Origin of the sequence: Campylobacter concisus (genome assembly GCF_001298465.1) — a bacterium.
Lineage (GTDB): Bacteria > Campylobacterota > Campylobacteria > Campylobacterales > Campylobacteraceae > Campylobacter_A > Campylobacter_A concisus.
This window is the reverse complement of the sequence record NZ_CP012541.1, coordinates 1,213,856-1,230,797: the sequence shown is the minus strand read 5'-3', so window position 1 is coordinate 1,230,797 and position 16,942 is coordinate 1,213,856. Positions and strand designations below refer to the sequence as shown.

Genomic DNA, 16,942 nt, shown 5'->3' with positions numbered 1-16,942 from the left:
CTTATCTTCCTAGAATAATAATCCATCATTTTCTTGATCTTGTATGATGTCATTTGCCGGTATATTTTGAGGTAGTGGTGAGTCGTTTGTGTAGTATTCGTCACTGCCACCATAATAGCCTTTATAAACACCATCTGGCTGCTCAAATGCACGTCTTAAAGTAGGATAAAGCTTAATGTAGCCTTCCATAAATTTCTTAAACACAGGTGCGGCTGTTCTACCACCGCCTTCAATCTTTTTCATAGGGCTGTTGTCGTCATTTCCGTACCAGATTATCGCTTCGATATCGGGCGAGTAGCCACAAAACCAAGCATCGATGTTATTATTTGTTGTGCCGGTTTTGCCTGCTATTTGGATGCCGTTTATTTTAGCGTTGCGTCCAGTGCCGTTATTTACGACATTTTGAAGAAGTGTCGTCATTAAAAATGCTTGTTCTGGTTTTAGCACTTGCTTTCTTTGTGGTTCATAGTCCATCGAAGCCCCAAAGCTATTTTCTATATGCTTAATAAGTGTTGGCTCAACCATCTCGCCCTCATTTGGGAACATCGAGTAGAATTTTGCAAAATCAAGTGGCGAAATCCCAAAACTTCCAAGTGCGATAGATAAATTTTCTGGGATATCGTTAAAGCCCATATCAGTAAGCTGTTTACGAACCGAGCTAAGACCAAGATCGTTTAGCAAATTTATGGTTGCGAGGTTGCGCGACTGGGTTATGGCTGATTTTATAGTTATATAGCCTTGAAAGCCACCACTATAATTCTTTGGCGTCCACTCTTTGCCATTTCCCATGTCAAATGTCCTAGCGATATCAGCCACTTGAGAAACGACTGAGTAGCCATTATCAAGTGCTATTTGATAGATAAATGGCTTAAAGCTAGATCCTGGCTGGCGCTTGCTTTGAGTGGCGCGGTTATAGCTGCTTTTTGCGTAGTCAATACCGCCAATTAGTGCCAAAATTTGACCGCTTTGTGGATGAGTGACGACGATAGCGCCATTTAGCATCTCTGGATTTGCCTTTTTATCTCTTTTTAAAATTTCATTGTAGCCATAGACTAGAGCTTCTTGAGCGATCTTTTGGACATTTAGATCAACTGTGCTTTGTATCTTATAGCCACCAGTTTTTATATCGTCAAATTTTTTAGAGGCCTCTTTTATTATCTCATCGACTACGTAAGGGGCTTTATTTCTTGTGAGTGTATCGTCAAAGACTGCTGGCTCTTCAAGCACGCCCTTGCGGTACTCGTCCTCGTTTATCCAGCCGATGCTATACATTCTCTCAAGTACTCTATTTGCACGGCTAAGCGACAAGTCAAGGTGCTTTGTAGGATCATAAGTGCTTGGAGCTTTTGGCAAGCCAACTAGCATGGCAACTTCTTTTATGCTTAGCTCATTTAGCTCTTTTCTAAAATATCCCTCAGCTGCTGTTTTTATGCCGTAGTAGCCATGTCCAAAATAGACGTGATTTAGGTATCTTTCGATGATATCTTCTTTGCTAAGCTCGCTTTCAAGCTTCATGGCAAGCACGATTTCTTTTATCTTTCTTGTAAATTTCTTCTCACGGCTTAGAGCTAAATTTTTAATGAGCTGTTGTGTTAGTGTTGAAGCTCCCTCGACTAGTTTTCTAGCTTTAATATCTTTTATGGCAGCTCTTGCCATAGCTTCTACGTTTATGCCACCATGCTCAAAGTAGCTTGTATCCTCGATAGCTACGAGCGCTTCGATGACACGCGGCGGGATGTCGTTATATTTTACGTAAATTCTATTTTCTTCAAAGATATTTGCAATGAGCTCGTTGTTTCTATCAAAAATTTGCGTTGTAAGCTTTGGTTTATAATCAATAATAGCGTAAGCATCAAATCTAACTTGTGAATAAAAATATAAAAATGCTCCGCCAAGCGAAATGGCAACTATAAAGATAAATGCCAAGATATATTTCATAAAAATGCCTTTAATATTTTTAAATTTAGTCCCATGGCCGTGCTAGTTTCGCCGTGTTGGGAGATGATGTATTTTTTATTAAAATTTTCTATCGTCATGGCTCCAGCCTTACCTCGCCACTCGCCACTTTCTAGGTAGCTTTTTAAATCTTGCTCGCTAAATTTAGCAAATTTATATGTGGTCTTGCTCACGTTTATAAGCTCAAATTCGCCTAAAAATATCATCGCCGTATAGACGCTACATTCGTTGCCACTTTGTAAATTTAGCATAGCAAGCGCCTCATTCTCGTCTTTTGCTTTACCTAAAATTTTATCTCCACACGCCACACAGCTATCTGCAAAGAGCAAATTTTTAAGACCTACATTTTCTTTTAAAAATTGCTCTTTTTTGGCTTTTACAACATTTTGGACATAAATTTCAGGCTTTACATTTTTTTCTATCTTGCTCTCGTCAAACTGGAAAGAAATTTGAATGAAATTTATGCCAGCATCTTTTAATAAATTTGCCCTTGTTGGTGAGCTTGAAGCAAGTGTTATCATAAAAACACCTTATAGCTTATGCCAAGATAAATAGCTGCTAGGGAAGCTAATAAATTTAGCGGTGTGAAGTAATAAATTATAACGATCAAACTCTCATTTAGCTCGATCATTTCATGCGATCTTAGTGCTTTTAAGGCCTTTTTGTATCTATAAAATATATAGCTTAAATTTAATAGCAAAAATAGTTCTATTGCGCATTTTGTTGCTACCATCGCACTTGCCATAGGGTTTGTCAAATTTGCATCATAAAATCCAAAAATTATAACTATGCTTGTCGCTATCACGCAAAGGATTAGTATGAAAATCGCAATACCAAAGCGTCTTATAATGTGAAGTAAGATGTGATAGCGTTCCTTGTCTTCAAATTTATTTTTTATAAAGTAACTTCCAACAAGCACAAGACCGGCTTGTAGCCCCACAAAAAGAGCTACAAAGCATACATGCAAAAATAGTACTACTTGGTCAAATTTTATAAAAGCTATATCGTAATGACTCATTTTTCTAAGGCTTGCCTTGCGTATCCAAGTGAATCTTTTATCGCATCTTCTATCATTGATGCATTTTTGCCACCAGCTGTTGCAAAGTCATCTTTACCACCGCCATTGCCGCCTAGAATTTGTGCTGCAAATTTTACCCAAGCACCTGCCTTTAAAGGAGCGTTTTTAACTCCAGCTGCAAGAGAAATTTTACCACTCTCATCAGCTTGGATTAGCAAAATAGCAGCACTTTCATGCTCATTTTTAAACTCGTCTATCAAGGTTTTTATATCTCCACCATCTACGCTTGTAACGCAAAGTTTGGTTTTATTTATATCTAAATAGACTAGCTCATGAGAATTTTTAGCATTTTTTAGTTTATCTTTTAAAACTCTTAGTTCATTTTTTAGCTTTTTGACCGCATTTAGTGGCTCAGTGCTCTTTAACTCATCTTTTAGCTCATCAAGCTCAGCTCTAAATGATTTTGCTAAATTTAGCGCAGCCCTTGAGCAAACAGCCTCTATGCGCCTAACACCAGCACTTACGCCGCTCTCTTTTGTGATGAAAAATGATCCTATCTCATCTATATTTTTAACGTGTGTGCCACCGCAAAGCTCTTTGCTGACATCGCCAAAGCTTACAACTCTTACTTTATCGGCATATTTTTCGTTAAATAGTGCGATCGCCCCGCTTTTTTTGGCCTCTTCAAGCTCCATAACCTGCGTTTTTGCATTTGCACCGTTTAAGATCCACTCATTTACTAGATTTTCAATCCTTGAAAGTTCTTCGCTACTTAGTGCTTTTGGATGTGAGAAGTCAAATCTTAACTTATCCGCTTCTACACTTGAGCCAGCTTGAGCGATATGCGTGCCAAGCACGTTTCTAAGGGCTGCGTGAAGCAAGTGTGTAGCGCTATGGTGACGCGCGATCTGGGCTCTATCACTGCCAACTTCAAGCTCTACTTCGTCACCAACTTTTAGCGGTGCGCTAGTTTTTACTAAAGATAAATTTAGTCCATGAAATTTTTGCGTATCAAGTACATTTGCTTTGCCTACTATCTTACCGCTATCGCTGCACTGACCACCACTTTGAGCGTAAAATGGAGTGACATCAAACATCACCCAACCATCATTGCCAGCGTCCAGGCTATCTACATTTTTAAATTCTTCATCAAGCAGAGCTAGAATTTTACTTTTGCTTTTAAGCTCTTCGTAGCCTATAAATTTATTCTCGCCAAATTTCTCAAGTAGCTCTTTAAAATCGCCCTTCGCACTCTTGTCGCCACTGCCTTTCCAAGCAGCTTTTGCGCGTGCTTTTTGCTCGCTCATAAGCTCATCAAACCTTGCCTCATCGACCTTTAAGCCCTTTTCTCTAAGCATATCAGCCGTTAGATCAAGTGGGAAGCCAAATGTGTCATAGAGCTTAAATGCAGCCTCTCCGCTAAAAATTTCTTTTGTATTTTTAAGCTCGCTCTCAAATAGCTCTAAACCGCTTGCAATAGTCGCTAAAAATCTCTCTTCTTCAAGCTTGATCTGCTCTTTTACAGCCGCTTTTTTCTCATTTAGATAGGTGTAGTGCTCGCCCATAAGCTCGCAAACTTTATCAACAAGCTTATACATAAATGGCTCTTTTATGCCTAGTAAGTATCCATGGCGGATCGCACGGCGTAAGATGCGGCGAAGCACGTAGCCACGGCCTTCTTTATCAAATGTCGTACCTTGAGCTAGCAGGAAAGTCACCGAGCGGATGTGGTCGCTGATGACGCGGTAGCTAGCACCGCTCTCATACGCGTACGGCTTGCTGCAAAGCGCTGCTACTTCGTTTATAAGCGGCATAAAAAGCGAGCTGTCGTAGTTGCTAAATTTGCCTTCCATTATCGCCGTGACGCGCTCAAGCCCCATGCCCGTGTCTATACTTGGTTTTGGTAGCGGAGTTAGTTTGCCGTCGCTGCTGCGCTCGTACTGCATGAAGACTAGGTTCCAAATTTCAAGAAATCTGTCGCCGTCGCCGCCCATGTAGTCTTCAGGCGTGTTAAAGTGCTCGCCGCCTTGGTCGTAAAAGATCTCCGAGCACGGTCCACACGGTCCCGTATCGCCCATCTGCCAGAAGTTATCGTGATCGCCGAATCTATAAATGCGCTCCTTTGCGATGTGCTGCTCCCATAGCGCAAACGCCTCGTCGTCGCTCTCGTGAACGGTCACGTAGAGGCGGTCTTTTGGTAGTTTTAGCACCTGCGTGACGAACTCCCACGCATATGCGATCGCGTCTTTTTTGAAGTACTCGCCGAAGCTAAAGTTTCCCAGCATCTCAAAAAACGTGTGGTGGCGCGCGGTGTAGCCGACGTTGTCTAGGTCGTTGTGCTTACCTCCAGCTCTTATGCAGGTCTGACAGCTAGTGCGGATAGGTGGTGTTGGGCGTGGCACTTCGCCTGTGAAAATACTCTTAAATGGCACCATGCCAGCATTTGTGAAAAGTAGCGTTGCATCGTTTGGCACGAGTGGCGCTGAAGCTACGACTTCGTGACCTTTTGATTTAAAAAAATCAAGATATGCCTTTCTTATATCTAAATTTTGCATTTTTATCCTCGTTAGTTTTAAATTTTGCTCGATTTTAGCTAAAAATCGTTTGTAAATTTATAAAAAAATACAAAATTAATTTTTGCTTAATATATTTTATAAATTTATTTGTTTAAAAGCGATTTGCAATTAAAATAGCCTAAAAATTTATAACTAAAAGGTCTTTAGTGAAACTCAAAATTGGCATTGTTGGATACAATCTAGTTGGCAAGCGGCACTATATGGAGCTGAGGCGTTCTGATAAATTTGAAGTTTGTGGAGTTTTTGATAAAGAAAATAGAGATGATGCTTGCAGAGCTCCATTTTTTGATGAGTTTAAGAAATTTATAGAAGTAGCCCAGCCGCAAGCTGTCGTACTTTGTCTGCCTCAACACGAGATCGTAGAGGCCTTTTGTCAGTGTGCAAAATATTGCCAAAATATCTTGATTTCAAGGCCAATATTTAAAAGTGTAAGCGAGCTAAAAGAGATAAAATATGCTTCAGTGGTAAATAAAGTAAGAGTTTGCACTGGCGTTGATGAGCGCTTTAACCCGACTATTGTTTCATTAAAAAAGGCACTTTTAAAAGAAGAAGAAATTTATAGCATTTCAATTGCGCATTTTAAGCCACTTTGTGAGGGAAATATTATAAACGAACTTTCGCTTTGCGATATAGACCTTGCGAAAAATTTAGTAGATAGTGAAATTTGCAGCTTTTTTTATACTCAGGCAAATAAAACAAATACCAAAATATGCGACAATGTTGGAATAAACATTAAAATGAAAAATCAAATTTTGGTGAGTATTACTGATTCTTTTTGTGGATCTTTAGAGCGTTTTAAAATAGAAGTAAATGCCAAAGAAGGTGTTTATTTTGGCGATCTTATCGATTATAAGCTTCATAGAGTCAATGAAAATGGGCAGATGAATTTAAAAACTGACCCCATAAATAATGAGATAAAAGCTCAATACGATGCCTTTTATGATCTTTGTCAAAGCGGCGAAAGTAGTGAGCTTTCAAGCATTGATGATGCGATAAAAATTAAGGAGTTGTTTTGATGAAAAAGGCACTTTTGCTTTTAAATATGGGTGGGGCAAATAGCCTTGCTGATGTAGAAATTTTTCTAAAAAATATGTTTAATGACCCTTATATTTTGGGTATAAAGAATAAATTTTTAAGAAAATTTGTAGCTTTTATGATCACAAAAGGTAGGCTAAAAACGGCTAAGCATAACTACGAACAAATAGGTGGCAAATCACCTATTTGCGAGCTTACAGCTAAGCTTTGCGATAAAATTTCAAGCTTACAAAATGAGTTTGATGCAGTTGATTTTGCGATGAACTATACTTCACCATTTGCAAAAGATGTGCTTAAAAAATACGAAAATTTTGGTGAGATAGTGCTTTTACCACTTTATCCTCATCATTCACAAACTACAATAACTTCGAGTTTAGATGATTTTAAAAAAGCAAAAGATGAGTTAAAGATAAAGGCTAAAATTTTGCTTTGTGGGCCATTTTATGATGATGAAATTTATAATAAAATCATAATCTCGCACATAAATGAAGCTATAAATAATATAGATGTAAGCGATGTGGAGCTTATCTTTTCAGCTCATTCGTTACCTCAAAAAATTATCGATAAAGGCGATGTCTACGAAAAACATATAAATGAGCATGTGCAAATTTTAAGCAAAATGATAAAAGATAGCGGATTAAACTTCAAAGAGATAAATTTAGCCTACCAATCGCGTCTTGGGCCTGTAAAATGGCTAGAGCCCTCACTAAATGAAATTTTAGCAAAGTGCAAGAGTAAAAAGGCTCTTATCTATCCACTATCTTTTTGTATTGATAACTCTGAGACCATTTTTGAGCTAGTTATTGAGTATGCAAAGATCGCAAAAGAGCTAAATTTTAGCTTCTACAAGGTTGTTTGGTGCCCAAATTTTAGTGATGAGTTTGCTAATTTTATCTTACAAAAAGTAAAAACAGCCAAAGAGATTAATTTTTAGGAATAAATCTTGCTTATAAAATATATCTCAATACAGTAAAAGGAGATATATGAAAGTACAAAATAATGACATAATCGATTATTTATTGCAATCAGGCTCAAGCAAAACTAAAGATAAAAAAAATAGTTTTGATGAAATTTTAAGCCTTGCTATGGATAAGATCGCAAGCGATGCAAAAATTTCAGATAAGATTGAACAGTTTAAAAAAAGGCTTACTGAAATCGGCGCAGTTGGTTTTATAAGCGAGCTAAATTCTAATAAGATAGAAGAGAAAATAGCCCAAAAGAAAAAGGAGCTAACAGAACTTCTAGGTATAGATGATCCCGCAAAAACACAGGATCAAAAGAATGAGCTGCTTAAGATAATGGATAAAATTTTGAGCGATTATCGCAAAGAGCTAAATGTAGCACTTGCCAATCAGGCTCTACTAGAGAAGCAAAAAAATCTTAATAGTAAGAGTAGTAGCTCGGTTAATCTAAGTTCTGTTTTAAATGAGCTAGGACTTGCTTAAAATTTATATAAAAGATATTTAAGCCTATATAACTTTGCCAAAAATCTATATTTTTACGGCAAAGTTATGCCAAATTTTATAGCAGCTCCGTATATTATTGCGCTAATTATTCCAGCAAAGAAACCAGCTACCATATCATCGCCCATCACACCAAGTCCGCCTTTTATGTTGCGGTCGATCCTTCCGATAATGGATGGTTTTTTGATATCAAGCACTCTAAAAAGCGCAAGCGAAAGAATAAGCTGAGAAAGTGTAGCTCCGCTAATCGCAATAGCAAGCCAAACTCCAGCAACTTCATCTATAACAATAAAGCTTTCATCGTGAGAATTTACCTTTTTTTCAAAATCATCGATGACACTAATACTTACCAAAAACAGCAAAATACTAGCTAGAAAAAGCGTGGTTGATGATAAAAAATAAAGCACAAAATAAGCTACCACAGCGCCAGCTATAGAGCCCCAAGTACCAGGCGCTTTTGGCAAAAGTCCAAATCCAAAAAAAGTTAAAAATAGTTTTTGCATAAATTTCCTTAAGTCATCGATGATGTTTGATAAAGCTTCATAAGCTCTTCGTAAAAGTCACGGTCAGTTTTGTTTTCAAGTAATCCTGAATTTACAAAAAGATCATCACAAAGCTTTTGCACGTCTTTGAAGCGATTTGTAAAGAGTTTGCTTAAAACTAGTGCAGAAATTTCTGGCCTCACAAGAATGGCTGGTGGCATAATGCCGTTAAATAGCAGCTCCTTGATAACATCTGGATGATATTTGATCTGATGATGTTGTCCGTGCGGGCAACTTTTGGTGCTAACTAGTGTCTTGCATTTATTGCAATAAACTAGCTCTGGCAGCACGATTATCTCTAAATTTAGGTCGTTTTTATAAATATCAAGAATCGTATGAGCTTCATTGTGATCAAAAAACATTCCAATCCCTGAGTGGTTTTGCCCGATGACTAGCTTATTTGCCCCAAATCTTGAAGCAGCAATACACTCAAGTGTTGGGTTTGCATGTGAGCTAAAAAGAGTTGTGTTTTTTAAAGCAAAGACAAAGACCTTTTTTGTCGGCAAATAATTTTGTATAAAATAATCTAGCACTTGCTTTCTAATCTCGTAATCAACATGCTTTTCTTCACGTGTTCGTATTAAAAAAATGATTACTAAATCAGCCTTGTCAATAGTCATTCTAACAAGGCGCTCGTGAGCTCTATTGAATGGATCAGCCGTTAAAAAGACCGCCGTTATCTTTTTTGCACCATCTTCTTTTATTAGATCATTTAGTGCATTTTTGCTTATTTGCATACTTTCATCATAAAGCTCAAATTCGCCACTGATGCCGTACTTGCCTAAATTTAGCTCTTTATCGTTGCTGGCTTCATTTGCTAAAAATATATTTTTAGCTCTCATGCTCTCGTCAAATTTAAAGACCTTGGCAACATTGATGTGTCCAACGATCTTACCATCAAGACTTAGATTTACTTTTTGTCCAGGAGTAAGCTTGCTGGCAATATTTTGATTTAGCTCGCCAAATGGAGCAAATCCAAAAGAATACGGCATTGGCTCGCCGTTAAAATAGCCTTTTTCGCTTACCTCTTTTATCTGCTCATCATCCATAAGCGAGTCGTAGTCTGATACTATTTTATTTTTTATCAGCTCTAAAGCACCAAAGACCTCGGTATTTATAGAAATTTCACTATTTTTTCTTGCTGACGTCATATTTCTTTCTCTTTTCCCAAAGTGATTTTCTAGAAATTCCAAGCTTCTTGCTAAGTTCTGTATCAGGGAATTTATCTTGATAATTAACGATTATGTATTTTATATATTCATCGATCGTAACAATCTCATCGATATTGAAATTTTTATCGCGTCCTGAAAGCTCAAGCTCGTCAAATGGTGCTTTTTGTGCAAAATCGCTAGTTGAGATCGCAACCTTTTTCTTTTTGCAAATTTCTAGAATTTTCTCTTTTTCTTCTTGTTTTAGCTCCTCTAAATTTGTCATATAGATTAGCTCATCACTATTTTTGGACAATGCCTTTTCAAGCTCAGAGAAACAGGCTTTGCCTAAAAATAAAAATGGTAATTTGCAAGCTTTTACGTAGCTAAATATAAATTTATCGCTGTATCCGCTTTTGCTTGATTTTAAAAGCAGTGGAAATTTTATCTTTTTTGCTTCAAAGCTAGAAATTTCATACTCTTTTAAAGCGTAATTTACGTAGCTTTCATAGTTTTTGATCTCATTTTTGAAATTTCTAAATTCCTCAAAATGCTTTATCTTTCTAACTAGCTCTTCTATCATAAAAGGCTTTTGGATGTAATCAACCGCACCTGCTTGGATCGGTTTTAGCACAGTGTCACTATTGATATAAGCGATTAGTAAAATGATGATAGAGCTTTTAAATTTTTCTATGACTGGGTAGAAGTCCTGTCCTGGAAGTGTGGTAGAAAGTAACACTACATCAAAATTTTCAAACTTCAATGCTTCTTTTACGCTTTTAGCGATCTCGCAGTCGTAGCCAAAATCAGCTAGTTTACTAGCCATCGAGCCAGCTAGGTAAATTTCATTTTCTACTATTAAAATTTTCATATTTGCTTCCAGTTGTAAAATTTAAGGCTTGCACTTGCTATTACGGCGATCCCTTCGCATCTGCCAACAAAGCCAAGCCCTTCAGTAGTCGTTGCCTTTACATTTATGCGGCTTTGGCTTAAATTTAGAGCTTTTGCGATATTTGCCTCCATTTTTGACTTTAGTTTTGAAATTTTTGGTTTTTGTGCCATTATCGTGATATCAGCGTTTGTTAGCACAAAGCCCACACTTTGCACCCTTTTGTAGGCTTCCTCAAGCAAGTAAATAGAGCTAATATCTTTAAATTTAGCATCCGTATCAGGAAAAAGCTCACCTATATCGCCAAGCCCAGCAGCCCCCAAGATAGCGTCAGTCAGTGCATGAAGCGCCACGTCGCCGTCACTGTGAGCTTTTAGCCCAAACTCATAGTCGATCTTCTCGCCACAAAGAATCAAAGGACGACCTTTTTCAAACTCATGCACATCAAAGCCGTTTCCCACAAAGACTTCATTTTCTGGCTCTTTTAAAGCAGAAATTTTGGCAAGATCCTCTTTGTAAGTGATCTTTCTTGCCATCTCATCACCTAAAATTTGCCATACGCTTGCGCCAATGGCTCTCATAGCCGAGCTATCATCTGTGTAAATTTCACCGCTGTTAAGAGCTTTTTTAAGAAGTGCTGTGCGAGAGAGTTGTGGTGTTTGGATAAGCTTCACCTTATCTCTATCAACCACATTTTCGCCAAGATAAGCGGTGTCTGCGATCTTTAGCGCTGGAACTACACAATCAGCCTGACTCGCTGCCTCTATAATCTTGTGAAAAAGCTCACTTGAGATGCAAGGGCGAGCAATGTCGCTAACTAAGACAAATTCGCTATTTACTAGCTCAAGTGCGTTTTTTAGGCTATCTTGTCTAGTTTCGCCGCCTTCAACAAATTTATAATTTGGAGCAAATTTTGACATATATTTGCACTCTTTGCTAACGACAATGATCTCTTTAAATGTGTAAAAGTTACTCAAATTTTTAGTGGCAAATAGCCAAAGTGGATCGCTTCCTATTCGAAGCCATTGCTTCTTTACTGGTAGCTCAAAACGGCTAGAATTTCCTGCTCCAAGCATTATAAGTGATATATCAAGCAAGGTAGCTCCTTGTTAAAAATTGTTACAGAATTATACATCTCAAAACTTCAAAATTTCTTTTTAAAAAGTAAATTTTTAAAAGCTTATTTAGTTAGTTTAAATCAAAAAAGGACTAAAATGAGGTTTTTAAAAATCAAAAAAGGCCTTATATGAGAGATAAGACGCAGATGTATTATGCTAGGCGTGGTGAGCTCACAAAGGAGATGAGCTGTGTGGCAAAGATCGAGGGAGTGAGCGAAAATTTAGTGATGGACGAGGTGGCAAACGGCAGGATCATTATCCCAGCAAATGTAAATCACATAAATTTAAAGCCAATGGGCATAGGCAGAAAGCTAAAGACAAAGGTCAATGCAAATATCGGCAACTCAAGCCTAAGTAGCGACATTTGCGCGGAGCTTAGAAAGCTTGAAATTTGCCTAGAATTTGGCGCTGATACGGTTATGGATTTAAGTACGGACGGCGATTTGGATGCCATTAGAAGTGCGATCATCGAGCATTCAAGCGTTCCGATAGGCACGGTGCCGATGTATGAAATTTTAAAAGAGGCAAAAGAGGTTACAAATATCACAAATGAGCTCATTTTAAGCGTGCTAGAGAAGCAAGCAAAGCAAGGGGTTAGTTACTTTACGATACACGCTGGCTTTTTGCGTGAGTTTTTACCGCTTGTAAAAAAGCGTAAAATGGGCATAGTAAGCCGTGGTGGCAGTTTGAGCGCTAGCTACATGTCAAAGTTAAATAGGCAAAATCCTTTCTATGAAATTTTTGATCAAATTTTAGAAATTTGCGCTAGATATGACGTCTCGCTCTCGCTTGGTGACGGACTTCGCCCAGGATGTCTTTTTGATGCAACAGACGAGGCGCAGCTTAGTGAGCTAAAAGTGCTTGGAGAGCTTACACTTCGTGCGTGGCAAAAAGATGTGCAAGTGATGATAGAAGGCCCTGGTCATGTGCCATTAAATCAAATTGAGTATAATATGAAAATCGAACAAGAGCTCTGCCATGGCGCCCCATTTTACGTGCTTGGGCCGCTTGTCTCAGACATAGGGGCAGGATACGATCATATCACGTCAGCGATCGGCGGCACAATGGCAGCATATCACGGCGCTAGCATGCTTTGCTACGTGACACAAAAAGAGCACCTTGGCTTGCCAAATGAAAATGACGTAAGAGAGGGCATTGTAGCTCACAAGATAGCAGCTCATGCCGCAGACGTCGCACTTGGTAAGGCGGGAGCGATAGAAAAGGATCACGAGATGAGTGATGCAAGATACGCATTTGATTGGAACAAGCAGTTTGAGCTTAGCTTTGATCCAAAAAAGGCTAGAGAGCTTCACGATGAGAGCTTACCAGAAGATGCGTTTAAGAGTGCTCATTTTTGTTCGATGTGCGGACCAAAATTTTGTGCATATAAAATTTCAAAAGATCTAATAAAAGGAGAAAAATGTTAAATAAAGAAGAGGTCTTAAATAGACTAAAAGGCGTCATATATCCGGGCTTTGAAAAAGATATCGTTAGCTTTGGCTTTGTAAAAAATGTAGAAATCGGCGAGAAAATTTTAATCGAAGTCGAGATCGTTAGCTCAAATCCTGATGTGGCAAACGAGCTAAAAGCGGACATCAAACGTGTCATGGGCTCAAACGAGTACGCGCTAAATTTGATCCAGCCAAAGATACCTGAGGAGAAAAGTAACACTCAAAGTGGTAAAAATATCGCACCACAAGTTAAAAATTTCGTAATGGTAAGCTCAGGTAAAGGCGGCGTTGGTAAATCAACCACGACTCTAAATTTAGCCATCTCAATGGCAAAACTAGGCAAGAAAGTGGGAATTTTAGACGCTGACATCTACGGACCAAATATCCCAAGAATGCTTGGCGAAGTAAATACTCAGCCACAAGTCGTTGGTAACAAGCTAAAACCGATACTTAGCCACGGCGTGGAGATGATGAGTATGGGCGTTTTGATGGAGGAGGGCATGAGCCTTATCTGGCGTGGCTCAATGATCATGAAAGCGATCGAGCAGCTACTAAAAGACGTGCTTTGGAGTGAGCTTGATGTCTTGTTTCTTGATATGCCTCCAGGAACGGGCGACGCACAGCTAACTCTAGCTCAAAGCGTGCCGGTAACGGCAGGTGTCTGCGTCACAACACCACAAGTGGTAGCACTTGACGATAGCAAGCGTGCGCTTGATATGTTTGAGAAGCTCCACATTCCAATCGCTGGCGTCATCGAAAATATGAGCGGTTTTATCTGCCCAGATAATGGAAAAGAGTATGACATCTTTGGCAAAGGTACGACTGAAGAGGTGGCGAAAGCTTACAACACGCAAATTTTAGCTGAAATCCCTATCGAGCCAGCTGTTCGTGTGGGCGGCGATAATGGTAAGCCAGTTAGCTTCTACGAGCCAAACTCAGTCACTGCAAAACGCTACGAGAGCGCGGCTGCTAGACTTTGGGAAGTGATAGAAAATATAAATAGTGATGGCGGAGCTGATAACTCAGCGATCCAACCAGTAAATGACGGCAAGAGTGCTTGCTCGAAGTAAAATTTACAAAAGATAAAATTTAGAGCAAATTTTAAAATTTGCCAGTTTGAATTTGGCTACCAAAATTTGGCTTTGCTTGATGCAGGGTTTAAATTTTGTAGCCAAAATGCAATCATTTAAATTTAATAGGAGAAAACATGAAAGCGATCGTAACCGTAGTCGGAAAAGATAGAGTCGGCATCGTTGCTGGCGTCTCAGCAAAGCTTAGCGAGCTAGGGCTAAATATAGATGATATAAGCCAGACTATTTTGAGCGACTTTTTCACGATGATGGCGGTGGTTTCAAGCGATGAAAATAAGGACTTTACAGCCTTAAGAGTGGAGCTAGATAAACTTGGAGAGAGCCTAAAAGTAAAGATAAATATCCAAAGCTCAGCTATTTTTGATGCTATGCACAAAATTTAAGGACAAAAGATGGATATCAAAAACGTAACCGAAACGATCTCGATGATCGAGGAGCAAAATTTTGACATCAGAACGATCACGATGGGCATTAGTTTGCTTGACTGCATCGATCCTGACATCAATAAAGCCTGCGACAAAATTTACGCAAAAATCACCACTAAAGCCAAAGACCTAGTTAGAGTGGGCAACGAAATTTCCGCTGAACTAGGCATACCAATCGTCAATAAAAGAGTGAGCGTGACGCCTATCTCGATAATCGGCGCCGCAACGGATGCAAAAGACTACGTGATGATCGCAAAGACGCTTGATAGGGCGGCTATTGAAGTTGGTATTGATTTTATAGGTGGTTTTTCGGCTCTAGTGCAAAAGGGCTATCAAAAGGGCGATGAAATTTTGATAAATTCTATCCCGCAAGCACTAGCACAAACCGCAAAAGTGTGCTCAAGCGTCAATGTCGGCTCAACAAAAAGTGGCATAAATATGAGCGCAGTGCGTGACATGGGACGCATCATAAAAGAGACGGCGGCGGCATCAGAGATGGGCTGTGCGAAGCTTGTTGTCTTTGCAAATGCAGTCGAGGACAATCCTTTCATGGCTGGTGCATTTCACGGTGTGGGCGAGGCTGATGTGGTGATAAATGTCGGCGTTTCAGGCCCAGGCGTCGTCAAAAGAGCCCTTGAAAAGGTGCGTGGCGAGAGCTTTGACGTGGTGGCTGAGACTGTGAAAAAGACGGCATTTAAGATCACTCGTATCGGTCAGTTAGTTGGTCAAATGGCGAGCGAGCGCCTTGGGGTTAAATTTGGTATCGTCGATCTCTCTCTTGCTCCAACGCCAGCTGTTGGCGACTCGGTGGCTCGTGTGCTTGAGGAGATGGGGCTTGAGGCTGTTGGTACGCACGGCACGACTGCGGCACTTGCTCTGCTAAATGACGCGGTCAAAAAAGGTGGCGTCATGGCGTGCAATCAAGTTGGCGGCTTAAGTGGTGCCTTTATCCCGGTTTCAGAAGACGAGGGCATGATAGCTGCGGTGCGCTCGGGATCGCTAAATTTAGAAAAGCTTGAAGCGATGACGGCGATATGCTCGGTGGGACTTGATATGATCGCCATACCTGCGGACACGCCAAGCCAGAGTATAGCTGCGATGATCGCTGATGAGGCGGCTATCGGCGTGATAAATCAAAAAACAACGGCCGTTCGTATCATACCTCTTGGACGTGAGGGCGATATGATCGAGTTTGGCGGCCTTTTAGGAAGAGCGCCTGTGATGAAGATAAATAAGGCTTCAAGTGCCGACTTTATCGCTCGTGGCGGACAAATTCCAGCACCTATCCATAGTTTTAAAAACTAATCTTCAAAGTCCGCTTTAAATTTGCGGACTTTCTTTCAAATTTATCCCAACCTTTCAACTGCTTTTAGTTAAAATAATAAAAATTTTAAACCAAGGAGTTAAAATGAAAATTTTATCACTGCTTTCGATGCTACTTTTTACAGCGGTATGTGGCTTTGCAAACGACGGCAAAGTAAGAAGTATCGACATCTACGTCACGCCTTACTACTCAGCAAACGCTGGCAAGGTGGAATATGTCAAGGTCTATGACAAGATAGATGAGCTTTTAAAAAGTGGCAAAGTAGAGGACTTTAAAAAGGCAGAAAAGATCGTGCAAGACGCCCCGCAAATGGTCTCTCCGATAACTCTTTTTGTTCTATCAGCTCGCGCTTATGACCTCGGACTTCGCGATGATGCGGTATTTTGGTTTTACGTGGCAAAAAATCGCGCGATCTTGCTAAGAGGTGTTATAGACATGGAGGGCGAGAAATTTGCTGACGTGGTGGCTGCGATAGGGGCGTTTATGAAGCTTGTTGGTGATGTGGTCAATCCTTACGCATTTTGCGATATCAAAAAGCAACAAGAGATCGCTGATAAAGCACTTGAATGGACTAAGAAAAATGCCTATGAAGCGATGTTTTCGCCAGAATTTAGCTCGCCTCACGAAGATAGAAAAGCAGCCCTTGCAAAAGGCATAGAAAAGCTTGAAGCCCGCAATAAAAAAGAGAAAGATTACTTTTTAGACAAAGACAATCTTGCTAACTTTAAAGCTATGCGCAAGCAAAATGGCACTGATGAGAAATTTTGCTTTTAAATAGCGAGAAAAACTGAAAAATTGCTTGTAAATTTAGCTTTTGCTTTATGCTAAAAGGGCAAATTTACAAGCTATCTCCATTTTAGATAATAAATTTTAGCTCACTACAAATTTGCTTAAATTTGGCTCTTT

The 16,942-nt window shown here is 39.5% G+C and carries 16 protein-coding genes; 8 read left to right on the top strand and 8 right to left on the bottom strand.

Going from position 1 to position 16,942, the window contains the following annotated elements; all coding sequences use genetic code 11:
• Positions 1-9: 9 nt before the first annotated feature.
• From CCON33237_RS06270 to alaS, 4 genes are read right to left on the bottom strand one after another with little or no spacing between them, the layout of a single operon-like run.
• Complete coding sequence (locus CCON33237_RS06270) at positions 10-1,938, bottom strand: transglycosylase domain-containing protein (RefSeq protein ID WP_054196865.1); 1,929 nt, start codon at positions 1,936-1,938, stop codon at positions 10-12.
• The gene (gene maf / locus CCON33237_RS06265) at positions 1,935-2,477 is read right to left on the bottom strand and encodes a septum formation inhibitor Maf (RefSeq protein WP_054196864.1); all 543 of its coding nucleotides are present in this window, start codon (positions 2,475-2,477) and stop codon (positions 1,935-1,937) included. The genes CCON33237_RS06270 and maf overlap by 4 nt, the downstream gene beginning before the upstream one ends.
• Positions 2,474-2,974, bottom strand: coding sequence for a hypothetical protein (locus CCON33237_RS06260; protein ID WP_054196863.1), 501 nt, complete (start codon positions 2,972-2,974; stop codon positions 2,474-2,476). The genes maf and CCON33237_RS06260 overlap by 4 nt, the downstream gene beginning before the upstream one ends.
• A complete protein-coding gene (gene alaS, locus CCON33237_RS06255; RefSeq protein WP_054196862.1) occupies positions 2,971-5,529 on the bottom strand; it encodes an alanine--tRNA ligase in 2,559 nt (852 codons plus the stop codon). The genes CCON33237_RS06260 and alaS overlap by 4 nt, the downstream gene beginning before the upstream one ends.
• Positions 5,530-5,696: 167 nt before the next feature.
• Between alaS and CCON33237_RS06250 the strand changes: the two genes are divergently transcribed.
• The 3 genes from CCON33237_RS06250 to CCON33237_RS06240 are packed head-to-tail and all read left to right on the top strand — an operon-like array spanning position 5,697 to position 8,030.
• The gene (locus CCON33237_RS06250) at positions 5,697-6,566 is read left to right on the top strand and encodes a Gfo/Idh/MocA family protein (protein ID WP_054196861.1); all 870 of its coding nucleotides are present in this window, start codon (positions 5,697-5,699) and stop codon (positions 6,564-6,566) included.
• Complete coding sequence (gene hemH, locus CCON33237_RS06245; RefSeq protein ID WP_054196860.1) at positions 6,566-7,519, top strand: ferrochelatase; 954 nt, start codon at positions 6,566-6,568, stop codon at positions 7,517-7,519. Before CCON33237_RS06250 ends, hemH begins: the two co-directional genes overlap by 1 nt.
• Positions 7,520-7,568: 49 nt before the next feature.
• Entirely contained in the window at positions 7,569-8,030 is a 462-nt protein-coding gene (locus tag CCON33237_RS06240; RefSeq protein WP_054196859.1) for a hypothetical protein, read from the top strand.
• Between the two features lie 53 nt (positions 8,031-8,083).
• Here the strand turns inward: CCON33237_RS06240 and CCON33237_RS06235 are convergent, their stop codons facing one another.
• Genes CCON33237_RS06235 through CCON33237_RS06220 form a run of 4 tightly spaced genes read right to left on the bottom strand, consistent with a single transcriptional unit; the run spans position 8,084 to position 11,724 of the window.
• Positions 8,084-8,551: a phosphatidylglycerophosphatase A family protein gene (locus CCON33237_RS06235; protein WP_054196858.1), complete on the bottom strand. Its 468-nt coding sequence runs from the start codon at positions 8,549-8,551 to the stop codon at positions 8,084-8,086.
• 8 nt (positions 8,552-8,559) lie between these two features.
• On the bottom strand, positions 8,560-9,741 hold the full coding sequence (locus CCON33237_RS06230) for a sulfate adenylyltransferase (RefSeq protein WP_054196857.1): 1,182 nt from the start codon (positions 9,739-9,741) through the stop codon (positions 8,560-8,562).
• Positions 9,719-10,609: a response regulator gene (locus CCON33237_RS06225; RefSeq protein ID WP_054196856.1), complete on the bottom strand. Its 891-nt coding sequence runs from the start codon at positions 10,607-10,609 to the stop codon at positions 9,719-9,721. Before CCON33237_RS06225 ends, CCON33237_RS06230 begins: the two co-directional genes overlap by 23 nt.
• Positions 10,606-11,724: a bifunctional 2-C-methyl-D-erythritol 4-phosphate cytidylyltransferase/2-C-methyl-D-erythritol 2,4-cyclodiphosphate synthase gene (locus CCON33237_RS06220; RefSeq protein ID WP_054196855.1), complete on the bottom strand. Its 1,119-nt coding sequence runs from the start codon at positions 11,722-11,724 to the stop codon at positions 10,606-10,608. Before CCON33237_RS06220 ends, CCON33237_RS06225 begins: the two co-directional genes overlap by 4 nt.
• 149 nt (positions 11,725-11,873) lie before the next feature.
• Between CCON33237_RS06220 and thiC the strand changes: the two genes are divergently transcribed.
• The 5 genes from thiC (at position 11,874) to CCON33237_RS06195 (ending at position 16,810) form a co-directional block, all read left to right on the top strand.
• A complete protein-coding gene (gene thiC, locus CCON33237_RS06215) occupies positions 11,874-13,172 on the top strand; it encodes a phosphomethylpyrimidine synthase ThiC (RefSeq protein WP_054196854.1) in 1,299 nt (432 codons plus the stop codon).
• Complete coding sequence (locus CCON33237_RS06210; protein ID WP_054196853.1) at positions 13,166-14,266, top strand: Mrp/NBP35 family ATP-binding protein; 1,101 nt, start codon at positions 13,166-13,168, stop codon at positions 14,264-14,266. The genes thiC and CCON33237_RS06210 overlap by 7 nt, the downstream gene beginning before the upstream one ends.
• Positions 14,267-14,403: 137 nt before the next feature.
• Positions 14,404-14,670 carry an ACT domain-containing protein gene (locus CCON33237_RS06205; RefSeq protein WP_054196852.1) on the top strand — a complete coding sequence of 89 codons (267 nt, stop codon included), beginning with the start codon at positions 14,404-14,406 and terminating at the stop codon, positions 14,668-14,670.
• Between the two features lie 9 nt (positions 14,671-14,679).
• Positions 14,680-16,017, top strand: coding sequence for a PFL family protein (locus tag CCON33237_RS06200; RefSeq protein ID WP_054196851.1), 1,338 nt, complete (start codon positions 14,680-14,682; stop codon positions 16,015-16,017).
• A 103-nt stretch (positions 16,018-16,120) separates the two neighbouring features.
• Entirely contained in the window at positions 16,121-16,810 is a 690-nt protein-coding gene (locus CCON33237_RS06195) for a hypothetical protein (RefSeq protein ID WP_054196850.1), read from the top strand.
• The last annotated feature ends 132 nt before the right edge of the window (positions 16,811-16,942 follow it).

Excerpts from the sequence above, each read along its gene's own strand:
- CCON33237_RS06270 (WP_054196865.1), bottom strand. The coding sequence starts at position 1,938 with ATGAAATATATCTTGGCATTTATCTTTATAGTTGCCATTTCGCTTGGC.
- maf (WP_054196864.1), bottom strand. The coding sequence starts at position 2,477 with ATGATAACACTTGCTTCAAGCTCACCAACAAGGGCAAATTTATTAAAA.
- CCON33237_RS06260 (WP_054196863.1), bottom strand. The coding sequence starts at position 2,974 with ATGAGTCATTACGATATAGCTTTTATAAAATTTGACCAAGTAGTACTA.
- alaS (WP_054196862.1), bottom strand. The coding sequence starts at position 5,529 with ATGCAAAATTTAGATATAAGAAAGGCATATCTTGATTTTTTTAAATCA.
- hemH (WP_054196860.1), top strand. The coding sequence starts at position 6,566 with ATGAAAAAGGCACTTTTGCTTTTAAATATGGGTGGGGCAAATAGCCTT.
- CCON33237_RS06240 (WP_054196859.1), top strand. The coding sequence starts at position 7,569 with ATGAAAGTACAAAATAATGACATAATCGATTATTTATTGCAATCAGGC.
- CCON33237_RS06235 (WP_054196858.1), bottom strand. The coding sequence starts at position 8,551 with ATGCAAAAACTATTTTTAACTTTTTTTGGATTTGGACTTTTGCCAAAA.
- CCON33237_RS06230 (WP_054196857.1), bottom strand. The coding sequence starts at position 9,741 with ATGACGTCAGCAAGAAAAAATAGTGAAATTTCTATAAATACCGAGGTC.
- CCON33237_RS06225 (WP_054196856.1), bottom strand. The coding sequence starts at position 10,609 with ATGAAAATTTTAATAGTAGAAAATGAAATTTACCTAGCTGGCTCGATG.
- thiC (WP_054196854.1), top strand. The coding sequence starts at position 11,874 with ATGAGAGATAAGACGCAGATGTATTATGCTAGGCGTGGTGAGCTCACA.
- CCON33237_RS06210 (WP_054196853.1), top strand. The coding sequence starts at position 13,166 with ATGTTAAATAAAGAAGAGGTCTTAAATAGACTAAAAGGCGTCATATAT.
- CCON33237_RS06205 (WP_054196852.1), top strand. The coding sequence starts at position 14,404 with ATGAAAGCGATCGTAACCGTAGTCGGAAAAGATAGAGTCGGCATCGTT.
- CCON33237_RS06200 (WP_054196851.1), top strand. The coding sequence starts at position 14,680 with ATGGATATCAAAAACGTAACCGAAACGATCTCGATGATCGAGGAGCAA.
- CCON33237_RS06195 (WP_054196850.1), top strand. The coding sequence starts at position 16,121 with ATGAAAATTTTATCACTGCTTTCGATGCTACTTTTTACAGCGGTATGT.